Genomic DNA, 21,787 nt, shown 5'->3' with positions numbered 1-21,787 from the left:
AGTGCGTTGCGGACGTCACCCGGAACTTTAAATCAGATGCCGAAACCAGTCCCTGACGAGTGATGTTTCACGTGGTCGAGCGGGTCGAAGACGAAGTTCCCCCGATGGTCGCCCTCGCCGTCGCCATCGTCGCCGTGAGCACGAGCGCCATCCTCATCGAACTGAGCGACGCGCCCAGCATCATCAAGGCGTTCTACCGGGTGCTCTTCACAACGCTCCTGCTCGCGCCGCTCGCCGTCACGCGCTATCGGGCCGACCTCCGAACCTTCTCGCGCCGGGACTTCCTCATCGCTATCGTCACCGGCGGCGCGCTCGCCTGCCACTTCGTCACGTGGTTCGAGAGTCTGGAGTGGACGACGGTCGCCGCCTCCGTGACGCTCGTGCAGTCGCAACCGCTGTTCGTCGCGTTCGGCGCGTGGGCGCTGCTTGACGAGCGAGTCACCCGTCGAACGATGGTCGGTATCCTCGTCGCGCTCGTCGGAATGGTTGCGATGTCGTTCGGCGGCCTGCTTTCGGGTGCCGCAGTCACCGGGGATAATCCGCTCTACGGAAATGCACTCGCGGTTGTGGGGGCAATCGCGGCGGCGGGGTACGTCCTCGCGGGGCGGTCGCTCCGCCAGCGTGTCTCGCTCGTTCCGTACGTGACCGTCGTGTACGGCGTCTGCACCGTCGTCCTGTTCGGCGTCGCGCTGGCGGGCGACGCGACCGTCGCGCTCACCGCCTATCGACCGACCGAATGGCTTCTGTTTCTCGGCATGGCCGTCGGACCGGGTATCTTCGGCCACACGGTCATCAACTGGGCGTTGAAGTACGTCGAATCGAGCGTCGTCAGCGTCTCCCTTCTCGGCGAACCCGTGGGCAGTACTCTCCTCGCTCTCGCCATCCTCGGCGAAGTGCCGGGAATCGCCACCGTCCTCGGTGGTTTCGTCGTTCTCAGCGGAATCTACGTCACGTCGACCGCACGCTGATACTCAGTAGTCGGGGCGCTCCTCGTACTTGATGGGGTCGCGCACGCCGACGTTCTGGAACGCCTGCAATCGATACGCGCAAGCGTCACAGGTCCCGCAGGCGGGTTCCGACGCGCGATAGCAACTCCACGTATGTTCGTAGGGAACGCCGAGGTCGACCCCTCGCTGGGCGATGTCGGTCTTGCTCCACTCGACGAACGGCGCGACGAGTTCGACGGTCGTGTCGGGTTTCGTCCCGACGTCGACGACCCGCTGGAACGCCTCGAAGAACGCGGGTCGGCAGTCGGGATATCCCGAGAAGTCCTCGCTGTGCGCGCCAATGAACACGGCGTCGCAGTCGTTCGCCTCCGCACAGGAGACCGCCATCGAGAGCAGATTCGCATTCCGAAACGGGACGTAGGTGTCCGGCACCTCGTTGCTCTCCAGATCCGCGTCTTCGACAGCCATCTCGTCGTCGGTGAGGCTCGACCCGCCGATGGTGGCGAGATGACTCGTCTCGACGCGGAGGAACTCGGAATCGAGTTCGTCAGCCTGCCGTTTGGCACAGTCGAACTCCTTTCCCTCGGTTCGTTGGCCGTAGGAGGTGTGCAGGAAGTACGGTTCGTACCCCCTCTCGCGGGCTTCGTAGGCCACAGTCGCGCTATCCATGCCGCCCGAAGCGAGGATGACAGCCCAGTTCGGCGTCGACGGTTCGTCCATCTCTCCTCGTATCGCGGTCGTTTCTTTTCGTGTCATGTGTTCAGGTTCCGGGTGCGTCGTTCCAGAGGTCGACGTGCAATCGCGGCGTGTATCTGTAGCCGTGCTCCATCGCCAACTCGGCGACTCGCTCGCGGGTTTCGTCCAATCGGTTGCGGGTCGCACCTTCCGGCATCAAGAGCACATCGGTATCTCGGATGGCCGTGTCGGTAGCGTCGCGAACCCTCGAAACGAGTTTCTCGATCTCTTGCAGGTCGGAGTCGTCCGTGACGACGAACTTCAACTGCGTCTCGTAGGCGTCCACGAGCTTCGCCAACTCCTCCACGTCGATTCGGCGCGCTTCGTGGCGCGACGCCCACTCGCCGTCTCCTTTTGGGTCGGTTTCCGCGGTCGGCGTCGAGGAGACGAGTTTCGGGCTGACGCTCGCCAAGTCGATGGGCGCGTCCCTGAAGATCGTACCGTTCGTCTCGACCGTCGTGTGATAGCCCGCCTCTGCGAGTCGGTCGAGGAGGGTGACGCAGTCGTCGTGAACCAACGGCTCGCCGCCCGTGACGACGACGTGATTCGCGTCGTGCGATTCGATCTTCGCGACGATTTCGGAGAGCGTCATCCGAGCGTGGGTCGGTTCCCACGAGGTGTGGTACGAATCGCAGAACCAACACCGGAGGTTACAACCGCTCGTTCGGACGAAGACGCTCGGCGTGCCAGCAAGTTTCCCCTCGCCCTGAAGCGAGTAGAACAGTTCGTTGACGGGGAGCGACTGGTCGCTGGAATCCGTCTCAGTCTTTGCCTTCACGTCGGTGTTCACCGGCATGGTCAGACGGGGGCGCCACAGAGTTCCGCGGTTTCGCTGACCCGTACTGCGATATCGGAGACCGTGTCCGGCAGTTCCTTGCGGAGTCGGCGTTCGAGTTCGATGCTCATCACCTCCGCCGTCGGCGGCGCGTCGAAGAGGACGATGGCGTCCGAATCGCCGCTCCGCTCGAACGCTTCGACGAGTGGGTCGCCCATCTCCAGCAGGAACCGATGATCCCACTCGGAGATGACTGCGGTAATATCTCCCTTGTCGACGACCCACCCTTCCTCCGTGAGTTCACCGACGACCGTCACCTCGATTTCGTAGTTGTGGCCGTGCGGTCGGCTACATTTTCCGTCGTGGTGGAGCAGTCTGTGTCCGGAACTAATGCGAATCGGTCGGTCGCGTCCGATGTGAAGGGCTCGTTCGGGCGGTGATTCCAGTATAGACTCAGGCATACCTGAAGCTTATCGAGAGAATACTTAAAGAATGCTACTGCGAACGTTCCGGTTACAGCAGCCGACGCAGGATTCGAAGCGGAAGCGTGATGATGGCGATGACGAGGTTGATGGCCGAGCGAAGCACCGACCGGATGGGGGTGAGTACCGAGAGCATGATTCGAATTGCGTCGGCTACGCGGGTGTCGCTTATGGTTGAAAATGCAAGCATCGGCTTCCGTCGTCTGCCTTCGTCAAAGAGGCGTGAGTTTACGGATGACTTTCAGAGTAATCGGAAGCGTGTATCTGAGTATCGAGATACCGAAACCCAAACCGATGAAACTCGCTAGCAATACGACGACGTTCGCGGATTGTCGTACTGAACGGTGCGATTTCAACTCCGAAACCGTCGTGGCGACGATGAGAGGAGCCATCGAAAGACAGTCGGAGACCGCGAACACGATGGCGACGACGTTCAGTATCGGGCCACGAGTTACCGATAAGAACGGGTACTGCGCGCTTCCGCGACCGACCCGCAGAAAAACGAATCCGACACCGACGTACAGAAACAACCCGAACGCCGACATCCACATACTCGTGAAAGCGACCGAGTAAATGTGCGCTAACCACCTTTTAAGGGGGTTGCCATGGTTACTGAAACTAGCTCGCCGGGTCACAGCCACCGTTCGAGGCGAGAGACGATGCCGAGGTTGCGTTTCGCCATGATGACGGTGCCGTTCGCACTCCATCCTATCTGTTCGGGAATCGCCCCCAAGACGAACTGCTGGAGCAAGCCTTCCCGCGTCGCGCCGACGATAGTGAGGTCGTACGATTCGGATCGAGCGACGACCGTTTCGACGACGTCGTCGCCTTCGAGAACGGTCGCCGAAACCGACTGTTGATTCTGGAATCTATCCGCCGTCTTTTCGACTATCTTCCGCGCTTCGCGGCGATCTCGGTTACCGGCGTCGGATCCGACGATGTTAACGATATCCACCTGTGCGTCCTGTGAGCGCGCGATGGTATCGGCAACGTCGGCGGCGAAGTCGGCGTGAGGGCCACCCGCGGTCGGGACAAGGATGGATTCGACCTGGCCTAAGTCGTTCCCGATCCGTTCTACGAGAACGTCACACCTCGCGTTTTGGACGACTTCGTCGACGTTACTACCGAGGACGATATCGCGGCGTTGGGTTTTGTGCTGACCTTTCCAGCCCATCAACACGACGTCGCTATCGTACTGCTCGACGGTGTTGAGGATCGCCTGCGCCACGTCGTGGCCGATTCGGATGGTTCCGCTGACCGGCACGTCGGCCTGTCGGGCGATATCCATCGCTTCGTCGAGCACATCGGGTTCGTCCGTCACGAACTCGCGCCCTTCCGAGAGCGGTGTCTGCTGCGGAACCGTCACGACGCTCATCACGAGGAGCTCCCCGTTCGGATACGTCTCTTCGTCGCGTGCGAGGTCGACGGCGGTTCGCATCAACTGGTTCGCGTTCTCCTGGTTGGCGATGGGGACGACGATCTGGTTCTCCGCGGACGAAGTCGGTTCGGGGGAGATCACGGTCGGTGTCTCCTTTTCGAGCTTTTCGGCTTCTTGCTGTTTCGAGTAGCCGTAGTTGATGCCGAGCCCGAGGAGCATCCACACCGCGGTCGTGATGAGTGCGACGAATCCGTGGGAGTTCTGTCCCGTCAGGCCGGGCTGTAGTCCGAGTTCGAGCAGGAGGAACGGCGTGAGGAAGACCTGGAGGACGATACCGATGAGCGGCGGCCACGGCATGAACGGTACTGTGTACGTCCTCGGGAGGTCGGGGTGGGTCTGGCGCATCCGGATGACGGTCCAATTCACCTGCACGAACAGCAGGATGAACATGATGTCCGCCGAGGCAGCGACGCTCTCGAGGGAACGCGACCGCCATCGCGGCGATGAGAACCGCCGAGATGAGAATCGCCCAATGAGGCGTTCGCTTGTCCGAGTGAATACTGTCGAAGATGCCGGGCAGTGCACGGTTGCGACCCATCGCGAATGAGACGCGACTGGACGAGTATACCGTCGCGTTCAGCGCGCTCATCGTTGCCGCCAGACCGGCGAACAGCAATAAGGGAGCGCCATAGGGAACGAACTGGCCCGCCGCGCTGATGATGCCCAACTCACCCATGTAGCCGAGCGCTTCCCACGTCGGCAACGACGGACTTGCAGTATCTGGAATGGCCGTGCCGGAGATGAGTTGTGGCGTGATTTCAATGCCGCCGATAGCCGCGAACGCGACGAGCACGTAAATGGGAACGACGATGTACATCGAGTAGAACACCGCTTTCGGCACGTTCTTTCCGGGATTGACGACTTCCTCGCCGGACTGGACGATGATTTCGTATCCTTCGAACGCGATGTAGGTGAATCCCATCGCACCCACGATACCCATCCAGCCGCCGGGCGCGAAGCTCGGACTGTTGAGGAACTTCGATGTCCAGTTTGGTTGTTGGAGGGTCGCCCAAATGCCGAAGCCGACGAAGAGACCGAGGATGACGACCTTGATGGCGGTGACGATGACGCCCGCCTTCCCCGTCTCTTCGGCCCCGCGGAAGTTGATGTACGCGAACGCCGAAATCATCAGCACGGCAAGGAGTTTCTCGTAGAAGTGCAAACCAAAGCCGAATGCAGGGAAGTGAGCGAGGTTCAGAATTTCGACGAAATGGACGAAGAAGGTGCCGAAGGTCACAGCGTAGAGCGAACATGCTACTGCGTGGGCGAACCAACTCATCCACCCGGCATAGAAGCCGTTCGGATCGACGAGCGCCTCTTTCACCCAGAGATAGCCACCGTCTGCTTCAGGGAACGCCGCGCCGAGTTCCGCGTACGAGACGGCGGTGAACATCGCGACGAACCCGTTGAGGATGAATGCGACAGTGAGCGCAGGACCCGCGATGCCCGCCGCGAAACCGGTCAGGGCGAACACGCCCGCACCGATCATCGCGCCGACGCCGATGAACGTGATATCGAAGAGGCTCATATCCCGCGAGAGTTCCGTTTCGACCCCCTCCGCCCCGTCTGTTCCGTCTTTACCGACCCTTCGCTCGGTGGTTCGTTAGGTATTCGTGTCTACTCTGCATCTTGAATGTTCAAAAATCAATTGGACACTTAAATGAATTGACGAATGCTGAATTTCGGATCATCGAGGGAATGACGCCGATTGGTGAAAACGTAACGCGGTGATTCTCTTCGGTTTACCATTCTACCGGAGACGGTCACCTACCGACCCCCTGAACAGCGCCATGACCTCCGGCGCGAATCCCCGCTTCGAGAACACCGTGACGAGATCTCCCCCGAATTTCCGTCTCACCACGTGGAGTGATGACCGTCCGGTCGCGCTGGATTGCGACGATGAGAATATCCTCGTCCAACGCACCGATCTCTCCCGCCTTTCGAGGAGTTTTTCCGGCGATTTCACTCCCGCGAGTGGCAGTTATCTCGAAGATTTCCGCACTGTCCCCGAGGTGCATGAAGCCCTTGACGGACGGACGCTGAACGGCGCGGTAAAGGTACTCCGCGATGAGATGTTGGGGATTCTCGATGACGTTCACGTCGATCTGGCGGAACACCTCCATGTGCTCCTCGTTGTGGACGACCGAGACGAGCGACGGGATTTCGAGCTCCTGAGCGAGCAGCATCACCATGATGTTTATCGCGTCCTCGTCGATCGTGCTGATGATCGCGTCGGCCTGCTCCGCGCCGGCTTCCTCTAACATATCGGTGACGGTCGCATCGTCGTTGATGACCAAACAATCGTAGTTCGCCGCCGCGATCTCTGCGACGTTCGAATCCTTCTCGATGACGACGACGTCGTTTTGCTGTTGCGCGGCGAGCGCGATCAATTGACGCCCGATGCTTCCCGCCCCGACGATTATGAGATACATCCCTGTAGCGCCCTACTCGCTGGACGTATATAGGATTGCTCAACTGAGTATATAAGTAGCCGTGACGAAGACCAATCTGGTGCACGTTAATTCAGGCTCCAATAACGACCTGCCCCGATCGATAGTGGAGGAATTGGCCACTCTCGACGATGTCACGCTTCGGGAGGTCGTCAGCTACGCCCAAACCCTCCTCGACGGTCGACTGCCCGCAGTGGAACTGATTAAAAAAATGGACTGATGAAGAGATAGTTGGCATCAGCGAGCGGTACGGATACACGCTGGTAACGAAGAACCACCCTGCGCCGACGGTTGCGATGACTGCCCGCACGGATCGTACCTCTACCGCGTACGAATCGAACGTTCGATTGCGAGCGACGAACCCTTGCTTCATTGGTCGTTTCTCGGTCGAGTCAGGGAGTAATATTCCGGCGTACCCGTCTGTTTCGATCTCTTTCACGGAGAAAAATTCGGTGCAACTCCGAGGGGCGACTACCCATATCCTCACCATCGATAGTGGGCGAATCGACTGTACGGCCGTATCGGTTACCGAACGGGAATCGGGACGAAAAACGGTTTAGCGTGTCTCTGATTAGAGCTAGCTATGGGATATCGGCTCGACGAAATCGATAAGCGGATCATCTACCGACTGATGCAGAATGCTCGGGATACCTCCGCACCCCAGATAGCGGACGAGGTGAGCGTCTCGGCTGGGACGATACGAAATCGAGTGCAGAAGATGCAAGAGCACGGAATTATCACCGGATTCCACACGAACATCGATTTCGAGCGCGTCGATGGGAGGCTGACAAGTCTGTTCACCTGCACGGCGGAGGTTCCGAGTAGGGAGGGACTCGCGCAAGGCATCCTCGAAATCCCCGGCGTCATAAACGTCCGCGAACTCATGACCGGACGAGGAAATCTACAGGTCAAAGCGGTGAGCGAGGATACGAGCGACCTCTCCCGTATCGCCAACGAGCTTTCGAATCGCGGACTCGAAATCGAGAACGAGAACCTCATCCAGAACGAGCGATTCCATCCCTATCACCAGTTCGGGCCGGACGAACGACAGGGTCACATCTCGATGACCGACCTCGTCAGTCTCTCCGGCGAGGCGGACGTCGTCGAGTTGGTGATCAACTCCGATGCACCGATCGCCAATAAGACGCTGAAAGAGGCGGGACGGGAAGGGTTGATCGGCGACGAACTCCTCGTAATCGCGATCGAGCGCGACGATTCGGTTCTCACTCCGAAAGGAAGTACTTGGATTCGGCCCGACGATGTCGTGACAGTCTTCTCCAGAGGGGGCGTTTCGCAGGACGTTCTGCGGGAGTTCGTGGGGGAGTGACGATTCGATCGTCGCTTCGGTATCGAATCACTGGCAGCAGTATCGAACGTACGAACGACGAAGTGGAGTATGACTGCTGTCGACCCGATTGTTATCGTATTCGTGGTAGCGATAAGAGTCAATACCGAGAACGTATTGACGAGAGACATGGTCAGCCTCCAACGCTGGCAACGAGCCCAAGCGGGTGAATCCGAAAGTTGGGCTCACGAAGAAACGTGGGATGCAAGCGATATCCGTGCGTATTTCGAAGGCGAGTTCGGCATCGACATATCGACGTTCGCAAACGAGAAGATCCTCGTCGTCGGCTCCGGAACCGGCGTGGTTCACACGTTACCTATCGATTGCTACGCGGTCGGTGTCGACCCGCTTACGAACGATTTCCTCGACGTCATCGAGGATAGCGACGCGCACCTTATCACAGGAGTCGGAGAACGACTCCCGTTCGCAGCGAACACGTTCAACGCGGTATGGACGTTCAACGTCATCGACCACATGAGAAACCCGAAAGGGGCGATCGACGAGATGTACCGGGTCGTGCAGCTGGGGGGTGAACTCTACCTCGACGCCAACTGCTTCTCCCTCCCGAGTGCGGTACGTCGGCGGATGGGGTGTGTCGACCGATTACATCCGTACCATTTCGCGCCGTCACAAGTCCGCTCTACGGTCGGTAGAGCAGGTTTCGATATTTCGCACTTCGAAGCGAGAGAAACACGGATCGGTGACGTAAGCGGCCCGCTCAAGGCTAAGGTGAAGACCGCCGTTGCAAAGTATCTCTTTCGGTTTCAGCAAGTGACCCTCATCGGTCGGAAACCTGAGAAGTAACACCCGAAATTTTAATCGGTCGTTCTCCGCTGTGGCAGAACTAAACATATGGGCTAGTGGGGAGATTAGCTGCTCCGTCAGGGCATTCGCTGCCTTCTCCTGTGAATTGGTTCGGCTATCGAGGATATATTCTTATTCGTACTGTGCCAATAGACGAATATGAGTGTTATCGCTGAATTTTCGGTTCAAGCTGACGCACTTGCACTGTCAAAGACGTTAGAAGCAGTTCCCGAGATGATAGTCGACATTGAGCGAGTTGTCGCTCACGACAAGACTCGACTGATGCCGTATTTCTGGGTTCGGGGCGGCGACTACACCACGTTCGAAACGGCAGTGAAAGACGATCCATCCACTACGAACATCGTGAAACCCGACGACTACGAGGAGCTCTAAGAGAACATCTCACTATCCAAACGGAGGTGGAATGTCGACTCGTGTTCTCACCTTCCGAGTGATCAGAAGATGGTGGTGATCTAACTGCAGAGTGTATGTCTTTGTTCGGTATGCGGTTTAGTCGTTTCACTAACCGAGTTTAACTACCAAGGCTCGCGGTGCAAATCGACTTCTCAGTACGATTCCTACACTCTGTTGAGTCCCTAATAGCTGCGATGCGCGTCGGCAACGGTGACTTCATCCGGTGAGCATCCGTGACATAATCGTTATCATTTTGGAAGAGCTAGAGGATGCGATGGTATCGTTAGATCGAGTCTTTGACCTCCTCGGAAAACAACGGCGACGGTACGCATTGTACTATCTTGAACAACAAGAGGGGCCGGTCACCGTATATGAGGTCACAGAGCAAGTTGCTGAGTGAGAAACTGACCATGCATTAGTATCCATTCCCAAGGAAAAATTCGACCGAATCGAAGTCGAGCTCCTGCACACTGATTTACCAAAAGTATCTGAAGCAGAGTACATCAAGTACGATTCTGAGGCGGGGACGATAGAACTCACCGAGGCACCGCCAAAGTTTGACGCCATTCTCTAGGTCGCCAAGATCGTAGAACGGCCATGACTCGATTGAAATAGTTTCTTTCGGAGTCTTCCCGCTATAAGGCGTGGTGGAGTCGTCCGAATTACGTGATTGCCCTGTAGTGGCATACTGATTCTCCTATGTCACAGCTCAAAACCAGGAGACGGTGTAAGAATGAGTGCTCCGTCAGGGATTCGAACCCTGGTCCTTGCCGTGAGAGGGCAAGATGATTGGCCGGACTACACCAACGGAGCGCGTTTTTCGCTACTCGTAGGGACTGTTTAACAGTTGCGCTTTCGCCACGCTGTGACCCGAATTGGCACATTCAGGAGCGCGACGCGTATTCGCGCTCGAACCGTCGGGAAACGAGTCACTCCCTGTCGAGTGGCGACCCGGCGGCGTCCGGTTCGTGACCGTCGAGGCTGATGATATTCTCGCGGCCGACCCGGAGTTTACTGATGTCGCCGTCGTCTTCCATCTCCGAGAGGAGCATACTCACCTTGGATTTCGACCAGCCGGTCGCATCTACGATATTCACCTGCTTCATCCGCCCGCCATTCTCGCGGAGCAGTTTCTTCACGCGTGCCTCGTCGGTCAGTAGTTCCTCGTCACTCACCGCAGGTTCGGCGGAGTTGCTGCTCGACGTCGCCGGTGCGGAACCGCCACCGCCGCTACCGCCCCCACCGCCGCCGGGATTGCTCGGCGAGGACGAAAGCGAGCCGAAACCTCCCTGTCGCCATGCGAACACCGCGGCCAAGCCGATGAGCACGACCACGGCGGCGACGAACAGCATCATCGGCGAATCGGTGGGTTGCTCGTCACCGTCACCTGGGTTATCTCCACCGTTCGGCGGGGAGGTGGTCGTGGTCGACATCTCGTCGTCCGGCGGGGGCGTAAACCGAACCATCGGTCGTTGGTCGTTGAACTCGCGCGGCCCCGTCCATGAGACGGTTTCGCTCTCCGCGAGTGATTGACCCGTCTTATGAAACTTGTTTCCCTGCGGTTCCGCAGAGTCGAATTTCATCCCGTTCGCGGGTTCGATGACGAGCGTTTGATGTTCTCCGAGGTAGAGTCCCCCCGTGAACACGTCGCCGATAGCGTAGTACCCGTCGTCACTGTATGCGAATGATGTCCAGCGGAACGACATCTCCACGACGCCTCGCTGCGCGTCTTGATTCAGGCCGCCGCCGCCGACGTAGGCCCGTTTCGAGAAGTTCTTCGCGACCATTCCCCGGCCCGTCCGGTTGGTCGCCGTTTCGGTGAGATTTCCTGCATTATTCTTGAAATCCGCGTATAGTTCCGTCTCTCCGTTGTTGAACTCCTTTTTGAACTGCTGGAACTGTTGTCGCTCACTGTCATTGTTCAGCGTTTTCTCGTATCGGAACGTCCAGCGTGCGGAGTAATCTCTGTAGATAGTGATGTGAAATTCGACGTCGTCGAACTCCTGAGGAGTGGTGAACGTCTGTGGAGTTGCCTGGCTACTACTCTGAGTCGTCCCGAGAGCGGGAAACGACCCGATGAGCAGCACCGTAACGAGGCCGACAGCCAGGAGCCGTCTCATGTACCTAATTCGTCCATGCCCGGATATAAAAGACCTTGTGACGTGCAGTCGTCAGCGCGCTATGCTCCCAGATGCCACGACGCGTGTTGGCGATTGCCACGTTGAAACGTCCTCGCGGGGGTCGGAATCGAGCACCACGAGGTCGGCTCGATAGCCGTCTTCGACCAATCCCACGTCCGACAGACCGAGCAGGTCGGCAGCGTTGACGGTCGCCGCTTCCAGCGCCTCGTCGGGCGAGAAACCGTACTCCACCATCAATTCGAGTTCCTCCGGAATATCGCCGTGGAAGTTGAAAGGCGTCCCGGCATCGGTTCCCATCGCCACCGACAGCCCGGCCTCGATGGCGTGTTCGAACGCTTCCTCGAACGCGTCGGCGGTTTCTTCGGCTTTCTCGACCGCGTACTCGGGGATTCCTTGGTCAGTTCCGGCTTCGACGATTCCGTGGAGCGCCTTCGCGGTCGGTACCCAGTACGTTCCGCGCTCGGCCATGAGTTCCGCCGCTTCCCGATCCATGAACGTTCCGTGCTCGATGCTCGAAATTCCGGCGCGCACGGCGTTCTTGATGCCCGCCGTTCCGTGCGCGTGGGCCGCCGTCGGCACGCGCTTCGCGCTGGCGGTCTCGACGAGCGCGGTCAGTTCCTCCTCGTCCAACTCCGGCGCGCCGGTGATGGCACCCTCGGTGAGGACGCCGCCGGTCGCCATGCACTTTATCACGTCGGCGTCGCGCTTGAGCTGTTCTCGAACCGCCTTCTTGACCTCCGCGCGCCCGTCGGCTTCCCGCCCGAACCAGTGGCCGTGCCCGCCGGTCATCACGACGTTTTCCCCGCAGGCGAGCACTCGCGGCCCATCAACGACCCCTTCCTCGACCGCCCGCGCCGCGTCGAGAGCGAGCGTTGCGGGCGCGCCAAGGTCGCGCACGGTCGTCACGCCCGCTTCGAGCGCCGCCGCGAGGTTCGCCGTCGCGCGGTACGCGAGCATCGTTTCGCTGTCGGCCAGCACCGACGCGGGGTCGGGTCGGCCGTCCATCATCAGGTGGACGTGCGAGTCGACGAGGCCCGGCGCGACGAACTGACCGCTCACGTCGATCTCCTCGTCAGCGCCGGGAGCGTCACCAACCGCGACGATTTTCCCGTCTTCGACCGCCACGTCCGCCTCCCGGATTCCGGTGGCGTCTACCACGTCGCCACCACGGAGTACGAGCATGGCTGGCGTGAGACGCGCCGGGGAGATAACTGTCGGGGTCGCGGCAGGAGGAGCAAATCGCGGGCAAAAGAGCGAACACGCCCAAGGGCGAACGCGGACGTATGGCGGAGACACCGCTTTCCGGAAAGTGCGCGCTGGTGACGGGCGCGAGTTCGGGCATCGGACGGGCGACCGCGCACGCGCTGGCCCGCGACGGTGCGCGCGTCGCGCTCGCGGCGCGCCGCGAATCGAAACTGACCAACCTCGCGGAGTCGCTCGAATCGAAGTACGGCACGGAGACGCTCGTCAGCCCGACCGACGTGCGCGACGAAGACGACGTAGCGTCGATGGTCGAAGAGACGGTCTCCGCGTTCGGCGGCCTCGACGTGCTGGTGAACAACGCGGGGTTAGCGCGCGGCGACACGGTCGAAGATCTCTCAACCAACGAGTTCCGGACGATGCAGGAGACGAACGTGGACGGCGTCTTCTTCGCTGCGCGGGCGGCGCTCCCGCATCTCCGCGAGTCGTCGGGCAACCTGATATTTCTCGGAAGCTTCGCGGGCCAGTATCCCCGACCTTTCAATCCCGTCTACGCTGCGACGAAGTGGTGGGTTCGCGGGTTCGCTCACAGCCTCGAAGGGCAGGTCGGCGAGGACGGCGTGGCGATAACGGTCGTCAATCCGTCCGAAGTTCGCACCGAGTTCGGGTCGGAGCACGGTGAATCGTTCGCCGACCGGTTCGACCCCGGAAGCGTGACCGAACCGGAGGAGGTCGCCGCTGCTATCGCGTTCGCGGCGCGACAGGAGGTGGCGACGGTCAGCGAACTCGACATATATCGGCGCGACAAGTTCGCCCACTTCTGACCGTTCTTCCTATCCAGTATCGCTTCTCGTCGCTATCTCCCAACCGTACTCTTTCGCTCCGTACCCTTCCTATCCGTACCCCTCGTACTGGACGTGTTCGTTCGGAACGCCAAGTGTGCGCGCGGTTCCGGCGAGTCGTGACACCATCGCGTTGACGCCGCAGGCGTATACTTCCAGTTCTTCCGGGACGATTCGCGCATCGATGTCGTACGCCGGGTCATCCGCGAACTCGATGATTTCGTCCGGGAGGTCGGTCGCCGCATCCCCAGCGAGATACTTCACGAGCGTCTGCTGGACGTAGTCGGTCTCGCCCTCCCAGTCGGTGAGATACTCCTCGCGCGAGCAGGTCGGGACGAAGTGGAAATTGTCGTGTTCGTCGGCCAGTTCGCGGAACTCCTCGCGGTACGGTAGGTCGTCTTTCCACGTCGCGCCGAGGAACAGCCACAGGTCGCGTCGGTCGCCGCCGACCTCGTCTCGGCCCTCCTCGAACGTGTACCGAATCATGCTCCGAAGCGGCGCGACGCCGGTTCCGGTGGCGAGAAACGCCATGTCGCGCCCGGACGGCTCTTCGAGGACGAAATCCCCGTTCGGCCCGCGAACCGTCACCTCGTCGCCTGTCGAGAGGTCGCCGAACAGCTTCGTCGTGAGTCGCCCCTGCGGAACGCGCCGCACGCAGAATTCGAGCGCGTCTTTGTTCGGCGAACTGGCGACTGAGTACGGTCGCGGCGTTCGCCGGTAGCGAACCGTGACGTACTGGCCGGGGGTGAAACCGAACCCGTTTTCGACGTCGATTCGCGCCGTGAGAAGGGTCGGGTACGCGCGGTCGTACCGCGCTTTCAGTGACGAGAGCATGGTGTAGAGACGTTCGTGACCACCCTCCTCGTCCTCCAGCAGGGAATCCAGTTCGTCCCAGTCGACGTCGTTCGCCGTGGGGCGTTCGACGCGCTCGACCCACTCGTCGTGCCCGCGTCCCCTGAGCAGGTCGGCGACGCGCTCGACGACTTCCTCGGTGCGGTTGTGGCCCATGTGTCCGACGTCAGCGACCGTCGCCGAGTCCGTCATCAGCGGCAACTCCTCGGCCCGTTCGTGTTGTGAGTGCTGAGGTGGAACCTTCATGGCCGGTCTGCTTAGAGTGACGGAGACGACCGACAAAACGTTTCTCGCCTATCGGAGCGCACTACCGAAGCGCGTCGGCGACTTTCTCGATGGGATGTGGCGGTTCCTCCCCCTGCCAGTCGCCGAGCTGCGTTCGGCAGGACGCGCCGGGGGCGACGACGGTGTCCCTGTCGCTGGCGTCCACTTGGTCGAAGAGTATCGACCCGATCGCCCTGCTCATCGAGTAGTGCTCGGCCTCGTAGCCGAAACTCCCCGCCATTCCACAACAGCCGGAATCGAGGGCGTCCACCTCGTAACCCGCGCGCCGGAGGACGCCGACCGCGTGGTGATCTTTCTTCGTCGCCTTCTGGTGGCAGTGACCGTGGTAGGTGAGCGACCCGCTCCCGTCGAAGGGGAGGTCGAAGTCGAAGGTGTCGAGGTACTCACAGACGCCGTAGGTGTTCGCCGCGAGGCGTTCGACTTCGGTTCGGATACCACCCGCTTCCGGGTCGGCGGAGCGAGGTTCGGCGTACTGGCCGCTCGACGATCCCGATTCCTCGCTCGCGGGGAGCAGATCGAGGTAGTCAGACTGGAACATCACCGCGTCGGAGGGTTCGACCACGACCACGTCCCACCCGTCTCGGACGAAGGGTGCCAGCGTCGCGACGTTGCGCTCTGCTTGTCCGCGCGCTCTGTCGAGAAAGCCCTTGGAGTGGGCGGGCCGACCGCTCGCGGTGACACCGTCCGGTAGTCGGACGTGGACGCCTGCGGCTTCGAGCACCCGAACGGCCGCCTTTCCGGCCTCAGGGTGGTTGTAGTTCGTGTAGGTGTCCGGAAAAAGGAGGACGCGCCGGTCGGCGTCCTCCTCCGCGACGCGAGCACCGCGCTCCTCGAACCAGTCTTCGAGGCTCTCGCGGTGGAACGTCGGCAGGCTTCGCTCGCTGGCGATGCCGACGGTCTTCTCGGCGAGGGTGCGCGACCCCGGAAGCTTCGTCGCCCAGTTCGACAGCGGCGCGAGGGTGCTCCCGAGCGCCGACAGTCGCCCGATGTGCGCAAAGAGCCAGTCGCGCAGACTCGCCCCGTGACGTTGGTGGTACTCGTGTTCGATTTCGGCTTTCAGCTTCGCCATATCGACTTCCGAGGGACAGTCGCGGGCGCAGCCCTTACAGCCGATGCAGAGCTCCATCACCTCGTGCATGAACTCCACGTCGAACTGCTCGTCGTCCGGCAGGCTCCCGCTCATCGCCTGCCGGAGCATGTTCGCCCGGCCGCGGGTGCTCGTTATCTCCTCGTCGGCGGCGCGGTAGGTCGGGCACATCACCCCCCCGGTGGTCTCCTGCCCGCCGCGACAGCCGCCGCAGCCGTGACAGAGTTCGACCATCCCCTGAAAGCCGTTCTCGTTCTCCCAGTTCAGCGCCGGGTCGAACCCCGCATCGAACCCGTAATCCGGCGAGAATCGGAGGTTCTCGGTCACGCTCACGTCGCCGCACACCTGCCCCGGATTCAGCAACCAGTCGGGGTCGAAGGCGGATTTCAGATCGCGGAAGATGTTCCAGACGCGCTCGCCGTACAGCTTCCGGTTCCACTGCGTTCGCGCGCGCCCGTCGCCGTGCTCGCCCGAGACGCTCCCGCCGTACTCCACCACGAGGTCGGTCACGCCGTCGGCGATGGCCTCCATCTGGTTCACCCCCGCCGGACTCTTCGTGTCGATGAGCGGGCGGACGTGCAGACACCCCGGTCCGGCGTGGGCGTAGACGCTGGCGAAGGTGTCGTTCTCTTCGAGCACCTGCTGGAACTCCGCGACGTACTCCGGCAAGTTCTCGGGCGGCACCGCGGCGTCCTCGATGAACGAGATGTGTTTCGCGTCGGTCGTCCGCGAGAGCAGGATGGGGAGACCGGACTTCCGGAGCTTCCAGAATCGGGCGCGTTCGGCCTCGTCGTGGGCCTCCATCGCGGCGAGCGCCCGGTTACCCTCGCGGTCGTTCCGGAGGCGAGCGACCTTTTCGCGCCCGTCCTCGTCGTCCTCTGCGTAGAACTCCACGAGGAGGACGGAGTCGGTTCCCTCGGGCAGCATCTCCACCACGTCGCGGAACTCCTCGGTGTCGCGGGCGAGCGAGACGAGCACGTCGTCCAGCACCTCGACCGCCGCGGGGTCGTGGTCGAGGATGGGTGCCACGTCCTCCATCGCGGCGTTCAGACTCCCGTAGGTCAGGAGCGCCATCGACTTCGTCTCGGGGACGGGTTCGAGGCTCACCGTGGCTTCCGTGACGATAGCCAACGTCCCCTCGCTTCCGGCGAGGAGGCGCGCGAGGTTGACCGAACCGTCGTCGGCCTCTTCGACCAGTCTGTCGAGGTTGTACCCCGAGACGTTGCGCTTGAGTTGCGGGAACGCGTCGTGAACCGCTTCGGTTTCCTCGTCGACGATTCGCAGGATTTCGGCGTAGATTTCCGCCTCCAGGGAGTCTCCGTCCGCCGCCTCGCGCAGTTCGTCTATCGTCACCTCGCCGAATCGCGTCACCGTTCCGTCCGCGAGCACCACCTCGCACTCCTCGACGTAGGCGTCCGTCTTCCCGTACTTCAGCGAGTGCGCTCCCGTCGAGTTGTTGCCGATCGCGCCGCCGAGGGCGCTCTTGTCGCCCCACGCGGGGTCGGGCGCGAACTTCAGGTCGCGGTCGGCGAGCGCGCGGTTCAGATCGCCGAGGACGATGCCCGGTTGGGCGCGCGCGGTTCGACCCTCGGGGTCGAAGTCGAGCAGCGCGTCCATGTGGCGGGTGAAATCGAGCACAACCGCCTCGTTGACGGACTGCCCCGCCAAACTGGTGCCGCCTCCGCGCGGGAGCACCGGAATCTCGCGCTTCGCGCAGTAGGCCATCACCGCGGACACGTCCGCCGTCGAGCGCGGGAAAACGACGCCGATGGGCGTCACCTCGTAGGCGCTCGCGTCGGTCGCGTAGAGTTGCCGGGAGTATTCGTCGAAGCGCACCTCGCCCTCGACTCGCTTCCGGAGGTCAGCGACGAGTCCGGGGCGCGCCACGTCGTCGGAGTGGTAGTCGTAGTTCGCCCGGTCGTCGCGGGCCGGGTCGTCCGTCTCGCCCGCGTCGCGTGTTGCCATGCGGAGGCGTAGGAAGAGGAACCCGAAAAGTGATGCGGGGTCAGACCCGCCGCGCGGTCGGTGAGACCGACCGCGCGAACGCGAACAGGGCGTCCCGCTTCAACAGGGCGAAGCCGACGAAGATCGCGGCGAAGCCGATGACGGTCGTCTCGGCCACCAGTTCGCCGAGCAGGAGCCAACTGAGGAGCGTGGCCACGACCGGTTCGAGGTAGCCGACGAGGTTGAGTTCCGTCGGGCCGATGCGGTCTAACAGGTGGAAATAGAGCAGGAACGCGACCACGCCGGAGACGAGGGTGAGGTAAGAAAGCGACGCGACCGCGGGGAGCGACCAGCGTATCGCGGCGGCGGACTCCCCGCGAGCGACGCTGACTACGTGGAGGAGTCCCGACCCGAACACCATCGCCCAGCCCTGTAATCCGGGGATGGAGATATCGGTTCGGAGCGGGCGGGCGAGCACCGAACCGAGAGCGAAACTCGCCGCGCCGAGGAAGACGAGCGCGATGCCGAGCACGTCGGTCGCGAGGATATCCGCCGGGTTCGGGTCGGCGACAATGGCGACGCCCACGACGCCGCAAGCGAACCCGACGACGCCGAGGGGCGTGACGCGCTCGTCCGCGAGAAGCCCGCTGGCGAAGACGGCGGTGAGCACCGGCGAGAGGCTGACGACGACCGCCGCGAGCGCGCCGGGGACGTGTTGCTGTCCGAGGTAGAGCAGGCTGTGATGGCCCGCGATGACGAACGCGCCGACGGTCGCTACCGCCAGCACGTCCGCTCGACTCCGAGGTCGCCAGCGGTCGGTCGCGACCGCGGCGTAGCCGAGGATGACCAGTCCGGCCACGTCGTACCGGATGGCCGCGAACAGGAGGGGCGGGAAGTAGCGAAGCCCGACGTCGATGAAGACGAACGAGGCACCCCAGAAGATAGCGAGCAGTACGAACATCACCCCATTCAGTGGGAGTAATCCGCTATATTTAGACCGTAACATGGATTTCTATCCAAGCCTATCCGTTGCCGGTTGTTAAATCCTTCTACAACAGATTCGTTTGACACTGCATCTCAGTCGGATTTCGAGCGGAGAATGGGATCTCGCTCCAAACCGATCCGCCGTGCGAGCGCATCCGACGTCCGTCTCCCTCTCGTCCTGATCGAAATACAGGGATTAAGTAGTGGGACTCCCCAACACCGAGTCGATGGACGAACGCGACGTTACCCTGCTCAAGGCGATCTCGGATCTGGAGACCGGCAGTCCCGAGAAACTCCACGAGGAGACGGGGATTCCGGTTTCCACCATCCACTACCGACTCAACAACCTCCGGGACGCGGGCATCATCGAGAACGATCTCTACGACATCGACCTCGAAGCGTTCGGACTCGGCGTCACGGTCGTCGTGGAGGTGTTCGCCGACTACACGGGATCGTACGCGGATTTCGGCGAGAAGATACTCGACATCGAGGGCGTCACGCAGGCGTACTTCACGATGGGCGAGACGGACTTCATCGTGGTCGCCCATCTCACCGGGCGCGAGATGGTCGAACGACTCATCAGCGACTTCGAGAGCATCGAGGAGGTCGAGCGAACGAACTCCACGTTCGTCATCTCCACGCTTCGAGACTCCCACCGCGTGCTCCAGAGCTACAGCCTCGATACGCTCGTGGACGAACTCGCCGAGGAGTGACTTACATCGGCGCGCCGTCATCGTTCCCGGTCGAACACCGCACCAAGAGCGATTCGCGGTCGGGCGCGATGCAGGAGACGGAACTGATGGTGCCGGTGTTCGTCGGCTCCGGCTGGAAGGTCACGCTGTCGCCGACCTGAATCCGATTGAACAGCGACCGATAGGTGGTGTACCGCTTTCGCTCGCCTTTCTTCGCGTCGTTCGGCCACGCCACCCGATAGTGGTCGATGGTCACTTCGTAGGTTGGGTTTCCGTACGCTCGCCGGAGCTCCTTCGCCGCCCCGTCGCTCACAGAGACGTTTCTCGCGCTGACGTCGCCGGGATAGTCGTCGCGGGCCGTTGCCCCGTCCCGCCCGGCGGAGACCAGCGTCTCGCCGCCGCCGCGAACCGCCTTCGCCACGACATTCCCTCGGTTCGTTCCGACGACCGCTTTCGTACAGCCCGCTGTCGTGGCGAGCGCGCCGACCGCCCCGGCTTCGAGGAACCGACGACGATTCACGCGTCGGCGTTCGAAGGTGGCGGAGATAGTTCTGTCTACTCGATGCAAACGAAAACCGGAAGCCCCACCCGCCCCTACGCCGAGGCATGATTCGTAACATCGCGTCGGGCGTCCAGTCGTTCACCAGCAACGCCTTTCTCGTAGTCGGCGAGCGAACCGTCCTCGTGGACACGGGGTCGAACTTCGACGCCGTGGGCCGAGTCGAGGAACTGGCGGGCGGTTTGGACGCGGTGGTTCTCACGCACACGCATCCGGACCACGTCGGAAACGTCGAGACGGTGAAAGACACCTTCGACGTCGAAGCGTTCGGTTTCGACGCGAACCAGCACGGCGTCGACGTCGAAATCGAGGACGACGAGACGGTCGCGCTCGGCGACGACGACTATCGCGCGCTCCACACGCCGGGGCACAAAAACGACCACCTCTGCTTCTACTCCGAATCGGCGGGTGTGCTGTTCGCCGGCGATCTCGTCTTCCAGAACGGGAGTTTCGGGCGAACCGACCTCGAAGAGGGCGACCGAGAGACGCTCGTCCGAAGCATCGACCGCGTGCTCGCCGCGGCGGACGAGGAGCTGCGCGAGATGCACACCGGCCACGGGCCGAGCGTGACGACGAACCCATACCACGACATCGAACTCGCCTCGCAGACCGCGCGGATGTACTGACGCGATTCGACCCCCTCGAAATCAGCTACCGAAGCGCCTCGTAGGCGGTTTCGTAGACCGCCGCGATCTCCTCGGGGTCGTCGCGCTCGGTTTTCGTCAGCGGTTCGAGGGCGTGGGTCGAGCGCGGGTCAAGCAGGCTCACCACGTCCTGGACGCGCTTTTCCATCGTTCCGTCGCGCGCGCTGCCGTCCGCGAATTCGCAGGCCTTCAGGTAGCGCGCCCCGTCGTACACCCTGACGCGTCGGGGTTCGACGACCGCGACCGTCCCGAACTCGACGCCATGAATCGGGCGGGCGATGTCGCTGTACGACTCCACGACCGCCCCGTCTTCGTTCCGGATTCGCTCCGCCAGTGCCCGGAAGTGGGGGAGGTAGCGTCGCTCGGTCTGGTCGTTCAGTTCGGGAAGCGACTCGACCGTCACGGCGTCGACGAGCGGAAGGTGCTCGCACACGAGGTCGGGAAGGGAGACGGTTCCGTTCACGACGAACGTCTCACCGACGCGGTCGACGAGGAACTCCCGACGTTCCTGTCCGAGCAGTCCTTGCCCTTTCCCCGGTGCGGGCCGCCAGAGCCGGTGAACCGGGTTCACGTCCTCGGGCGCGAGGTCGCCCGCGCTCGCGTCCGCGAGTCGCGTCGCGTCCTTGCCGTACAGTCGCCCCGCGGAGATCGCGGTCGCGGCGTCGTCGTGGTCGAACCAGAAGTCGTTGCCCGCGCGAGGCTTGAACCCGACGGCGTCGAACTGCGAGAGGAGACCGACCGTGAACGTCGTCTTCCCTGCATCGATCCGGTCGCTTCCGGCGACGAGTATCGTCATGTCTTCAGTCCGTAGTAGCCGGGTTCCTCCTCGCTCGGGGGTTCCGCGACGACGAGGTCGTCGGCGTTGACCATAATCCACGGAATCGCCCAGTCGAGCAGGATGTCTTCGGTTTCCACGTCGATCTCGGCGTTCGGGTCGAGACCCTGCAAGAGACGTGCGATTTCGTAGACGCTGTACATCGAATCCGGTTCGAGCAGTTCGTCGGGTTCGTAGAAGTCGCACGGATACAGTTCCTCGAACTCCGATTTCGGTCTGGGCATACCCGATGGTACGCGCGAACGAGCGTAAAACCTCACGAATCGAGTCGCCCCACCGTCGCCGCGAAACTCGAAGATATAGACGTCGGGAAATACGTCGATAACGAGCGA

General features: G+C 61.7%; 21 protein-coding genes, 1 tRNA gene and 3 pseudogenes. 9 read left to right on the top strand and 16 right to left on the bottom strand.

Annotated features, from left to right (window positions below):
* The first annotated feature begins 62 nt into the window (after positions 1–62).
* Entirely contained in the window at positions 63–968 is a 906-nt protein-coding gene (locus LIW51_RS05495; protein WP_227376209.1) for a DMT family transporter, read from the top strand.
* Positions 969–971: 3 nt separating this feature from the next.
* Here the strand turns inward: LIW51_RS05495 and queC are convergent, their stop codons facing one another.
* The 4 genes from queC to LIW51_RS05475 are packed head-to-tail and all read right to left on the bottom strand — an operon-like array spanning position 972 to position 3,129.
* A complete protein-coding gene (gene queC / locus LIW51_RS05490) occupies positions 972–1,703 on the bottom strand; it encodes a 7-cyano-7-deazaguanine synthase QueC (protein ID WP_438267356.1) in 732 nt (243 codons plus the stop codon).
* A gap of 4 nt (positions 1,704–1,707) precedes the next feature.
* The gene (locus tag LIW51_RS05485; protein ID WP_227376208.1) at positions 1,708–2,478 is read right to left on the bottom strand and encodes a 7-carboxy-7-deazaguanine synthase QueE; all 771 of its coding nucleotides are present in this window, start codon (positions 2,476–2,478) and stop codon (positions 1,708–1,710) included.
* A gap of 2 nt (positions 2,479–2,480) precedes the next feature.
* Positions 2,481–2,918: a 6-pyruvoyl trahydropterin synthase family protein gene (locus LIW51_RS05480; RefSeq protein ID WP_227376207.1), complete on the bottom strand. Its 438-nt coding sequence runs from the start codon at positions 2,916–2,918 to the stop codon at positions 2,481–2,483.
* 52 nt (positions 2,919–2,970) lie between these two features.
* Entirely contained in the window at positions 2,971–3,129 is a 159-nt protein-coding gene (locus tag LIW51_RS05475) for a hypothetical protein (protein ID WP_227376206.1), read from the bottom strand.
* 44 nt (positions 3,130–3,173) lie between these two features.
* Here LIW51_RS05475 and LIW51_RS05470 point away from each other — a divergent pair, with 44 nt between their 5' ends.
* Positions 3,174–3,512 carry a hypothetical protein gene (locus LIW51_RS05470; RefSeq protein WP_227376205.1) on the top strand — a complete coding sequence of 113 codons (339 nt, stop codon included), beginning with the start codon at positions 3,174–3,176 and terminating at the stop codon, positions 3,510–3,512.
* Between the two features lie 58 nt (positions 3,513–3,570).
* Here LIW51_RS05470 and LIW51_RS39045 read toward each other — a convergent pair.
* The 3 genes and pseudogenes from LIW51_RS39045 to LIW51_RS05450 all read right to left on the bottom strand — a co-directional run bounded on the left by LIW51_RS39045 (position 3,571) and on the right by LIW51_RS05450 (position 7,266).
* Positions 3,571–5,905, bottom strand: a pseudogene (locus LIW51_RS39045) (amino acid permease).
* Positions 5,906–6,127: 222 nt separating this feature from the next.
* Positions 6,128–6,809, bottom strand: a pseudogene (locus LIW51_RS05455) (potassium channel family protein).
* Between the two features lie 91 nt (positions 6,810–6,900).
* Entirely contained in the window at positions 6,901–7,266 is a 366-nt protein-coding gene (locus tag LIW51_RS05450; protein ID WP_227376203.1) for a hypothetical protein, read from the bottom strand.
* Between the two features lie 144 nt (positions 7,267–7,410).
* Here LIW51_RS05450 and LIW51_RS05445 point away from each other — a divergent pair, with 144 nt between their 5' ends.
* The 4 genes and pseudogenes from LIW51_RS05445 to LIW51_RS39860 all read left to right on the top strand — a co-directional run bounded on the left by LIW51_RS05445 (position 7,411) and on the right by LIW51_RS39860 (position 9,964).
* A complete protein-coding gene (locus LIW51_RS05445; protein ID WP_227376202.1) occupies positions 7,411–8,154 on the top strand; it encodes an Lrp/AsnC family transcriptional regulator in 744 nt (247 codons plus the stop codon).
* A gap of 147 nt (positions 8,155–8,301) precedes the next feature.
* Entirely contained in the window at positions 8,302–8,976 is a 675-nt protein-coding gene (locus tag LIW51_RS05440; protein WP_227376201.1) for a class I SAM-dependent methyltransferase, read from the top strand.
* A 159-nt stretch (positions 8,977–9,135) separates the two neighbouring features.
* Entirely contained in the window at positions 9,136–9,369 is a 234-nt protein-coding gene (locus LIW51_RS05435; RefSeq protein ID WP_227376200.1) for a bacterio-opsin activator domain-containing protein, read from the top strand.
* A 295-nt stretch (positions 9,370–9,664) separates the two neighbouring features.
* Positions 9,665–9,964: pseudogene (locus LIW51_RS39860) on the top strand (DUF7344 domain-containing protein).
* Positions 9,965–10,128: 164 nt separating this feature from the next.
* Here LIW51_RS39860 and LIW51_RS05430 read toward each other — a convergent pair.
* The 3 genes from LIW51_RS05430 to LIW51_RS05420 all read right to left on the bottom strand — a co-directional run bounded on the left by LIW51_RS05430 (position 10,129) and on the right by LIW51_RS05420 (position 12,713).
* A tRNA-Glu gene (locus tag LIW51_RS05430) sits at positions 10,129–10,203 on the bottom strand.
* A 116-nt stretch (positions 10,204–10,319) separates the two neighbouring features.
* Positions 10,320–11,510 carry a helix-turn-helix transcriptional regulator gene (locus tag LIW51_RS05425; RefSeq protein WP_227376199.1) on the bottom strand — a complete coding sequence of 397 codons (1,191 nt, stop codon included), beginning with the start codon at positions 11,508–11,510 and terminating at the stop codon, positions 10,320–10,322.
* A gap of 51 nt (positions 11,511–11,561) precedes the next feature.
* Positions 11,562–12,713, bottom strand: coding sequence for a metal-dependent hydrolase family protein (locus LIW51_RS05420; protein WP_227376198.1), 1,152 nt, complete (start codon positions 12,711–12,713; stop codon positions 11,562–11,564).
* A gap of 101 nt (positions 12,714–12,814) precedes the next feature.
* Between LIW51_RS05420 and LIW51_RS05410 the strand changes: the two genes are divergently transcribed.
* Entirely contained in the window at positions 12,815–13,555 is a 741-nt protein-coding gene (locus LIW51_RS05410; protein WP_227376196.1) for an SDR family oxidoreductase, read from the top strand.
* A 69-nt stretch (positions 13,556–13,624) separates the two neighbouring features.
* Here the strand turns inward: LIW51_RS05410 and LIW51_RS05405 are convergent, their stop codons facing one another.
* From LIW51_RS05405 to LIW51_RS05395, 3 genes are all read right to left on the bottom strand, one after another.
* Entirely contained in the window at positions 13,625–14,671 is a 1,047-nt protein-coding gene (locus LIW51_RS05405; RefSeq protein ID WP_227376195.1) for a ferredoxin--NADP reductase, read from the bottom strand.
* A gap of 61 nt (positions 14,672–14,732) precedes the next feature.
* The gene (locus LIW51_RS05400; RefSeq protein WP_227376194.1) at positions 14,733–17,762 is read right to left on the bottom strand and encodes an FAD-binding and (Fe-S)-binding domain-containing protein; all 3,030 of its coding nucleotides are present in this window, start codon (positions 17,760–17,762) and stop codon (positions 14,733–14,735) included.
* Positions 17,763–17,802: 40 nt separating this feature from the next.
* Positions 17,803–18,702: a DMT family transporter gene (locus tag LIW51_RS05395; RefSeq protein ID WP_227376193.1), complete on the bottom strand. Its 900-nt coding sequence runs from the start codon at positions 18,700–18,702 to the stop codon at positions 17,803–17,805.
* Positions 18,703–18,952: 250 nt separating this feature from the next.
* Between LIW51_RS05395 and LIW51_RS05390 the strand changes: the two genes are divergently transcribed.
* A complete protein-coding gene (locus tag LIW51_RS05390; protein ID WP_227376746.1) occupies positions 18,953–19,438 on the top strand; it encodes an Lrp/AsnC family transcriptional regulator in 486 nt (161 codons plus the stop codon).
* Position 19,439: 1 nt separating this feature from the next.
* On the opposite strand, the gene LIW51_RS05385 is transcribed toward LIW51_RS05390, so the two are convergent.
* A complete protein-coding gene (locus LIW51_RS05385) occupies positions 19,440–19,937 on the bottom strand; it encodes a hypothetical protein (protein ID WP_227376192.1) in 498 nt (165 codons plus the stop codon).
* An 86-nt stretch (positions 19,938–20,023) separates the two neighbouring features.
* Here LIW51_RS05385 and LIW51_RS05380 point away from each other — a divergent pair, with 86 nt between their 5' ends.
* Positions 20,024–20,602 (top strand): MBL fold metallo-hydrolase, encoded by a 579-nt coding sequence (locus LIW51_RS05380; protein WP_227376191.1) that lies wholly within the window; start codon positions 20,024–20,026, stop codon positions 20,600–20,602.
* 25 nt (positions 20,603–20,627) lie between these two features.
* Here LIW51_RS05380 and LIW51_RS05375 read toward each other — a convergent pair whose 3' ends face one another.
* Positions 20,628–21,416, bottom strand: coding sequence for an ATPase (locus tag LIW51_RS05375; RefSeq protein WP_227376190.1), 789 nt, complete (start codon positions 21,414–21,416; stop codon positions 20,628–20,630).
* Positions 21,413–21,679 (bottom strand): DUF5827 family protein, encoded by a 267-nt coding sequence (locus tag LIW51_RS05370; protein WP_227376189.1) that lies wholly within the window; start codon positions 21,677–21,679, stop codon positions 21,413–21,415. The genes LIW51_RS05375 and LIW51_RS05370 overlap by 4 nt, the downstream gene beginning before the upstream one ends.
* Positions 21,680–21,787: the final 108 nt, after the last annotated feature.

This window comes from Haladaptatus halobius (genome assembly GCF_020618475.1).
GTDB lineage: Archaea > Halobacteriota > Halobacteria > Halobacteriales > Haladaptataceae > Haladaptatus > Haladaptatus halobius.
This window is presented reverse-complemented; position numbering and strand designations above follow the sequence as displayed.

Bases quoted from the DNA above. Each gene is read 5' to 3' on its own strand.
- LIW51_RS05405 (WP_227376195.1), bottom strand. From the start codon at position 14,671: ATGAAGGTTCCACCTCAGCACTCACAACACGAACGGGCCGAGGAGTTG.
- LIW51_RS05435 (WP_227376200.1), top strand. From the start codon at position 9,136: ATGAGTGTTATCGCTGAATTTTCGGTTCAAGCTGACGCACTTGCACTG.
- LIW51_RS05495 (WP_227376209.1), top strand. From the start codon at position 63: ATGTTTCACGTGGTCGAGCGGGTCGAAGACGAAGTTCCCCCGATGGTC.
- LIW51_RS05390 (WP_227376746.1), top strand. From the start codon at position 18,953: ATGGACGAACGCGACGTTACCCTGCTCAAGGCGATCTCGGATCTGGAG.
- LIW51_RS05445 (WP_227376202.1), top strand. From the start codon at position 7,411: ATGGGATATCGGCTCGACGAAATCGATAAGCGGATCATCTACCGACTG.
- LIW51_RS05480 (WP_227376207.1), bottom strand. From the start codon at position 2,918: ATGCCTGAGTCTATACTGGAATCACCGCCCGAACGAGCCCTTCACATC.
- queC (WP_438267356.1), bottom strand. From the start codon at position 1,703: ATGACACGAAAAGAAACGACCGCGATACGAGGAGAGATGGACGAACCG.
- LIW51_RS05400 (WP_227376194.1), bottom strand. From the start codon at position 17,762: ATGGCAACACGCGACGCGGGCGAGACGGACGACCCGGCCCGCGACGAC.
- LIW51_RS05395 (WP_227376193.1), bottom strand. From the start codon at position 18,702: ATGTTCGTACTGCTCGCTATCTTCTGGGGTGCCTCGTTCGTCTTCATC.
- LIW51_RS05440 (WP_227376201.1), top strand. From the start codon at position 8,302: ATGGTCAGCCTCCAACGCTGGCAACGAGCCCAAGCGGGTGAATCCGAA.
- LIW51_RS05475 (WP_227376206.1), bottom strand. From the start codon at position 3,129: ATGCTTGCATTTTCAACCATAAGCGACACCCGCGTAGCCGACGCAATT.
- LIW51_RS05420 (WP_227376198.1), bottom strand. From the start codon at position 12,713: ATGCTCGTACTCCGTGGTGGCGACGTGGTAGACGCCACCGGAATCCGG.
- LIW51_RS05370 (WP_227376189.1), bottom strand. From the start codon at position 21,679: ATGCCCAGACCGAAATCGGAGTTCGAGGAACTGTATCCGTGCGACTTC.
- LIW51_RS05380 (WP_227376191.1), top strand. From the start codon at position 20,024: ATGATTCGTAACATCGCGTCGGGCGTCCAGTCGTTCACCAGCAACGCC.
- LIW51_RS05375 (WP_227376190.1), bottom strand. From the start codon at position 21,416: ATGACGATACTCGTCGCCGGAAGCGACCGGATCGATGCAGGGAAGACG.
- LIW51_RS05425 (WP_227376199.1), bottom strand. From the start codon at position 11,510: ATGAGACGGCTCCTGGCTGTCGGCCTCGTTACGGTGCTGCTCATCGGG.
- LIW51_RS05485 (WP_227376208.1), bottom strand. From the start codon at position 2,478: ATGCCGGTGAACACCGACGTGAAGGCAAAGACTGAGACGGATTCCAGC.
- LIW51_RS05470 (WP_227376205.1), top strand. From the start codon at position 3,174: ATGACTTTCAGAGTAATCGGAAGCGTGTATCTGAGTATCGAGATACCG.
- LIW51_RS05410 (WP_227376196.1), top strand. From the start codon at position 12,815: ATGGCGGAGACACCGCTTTCCGGAAAGTGCGCGCTGGTGACGGGCGCG.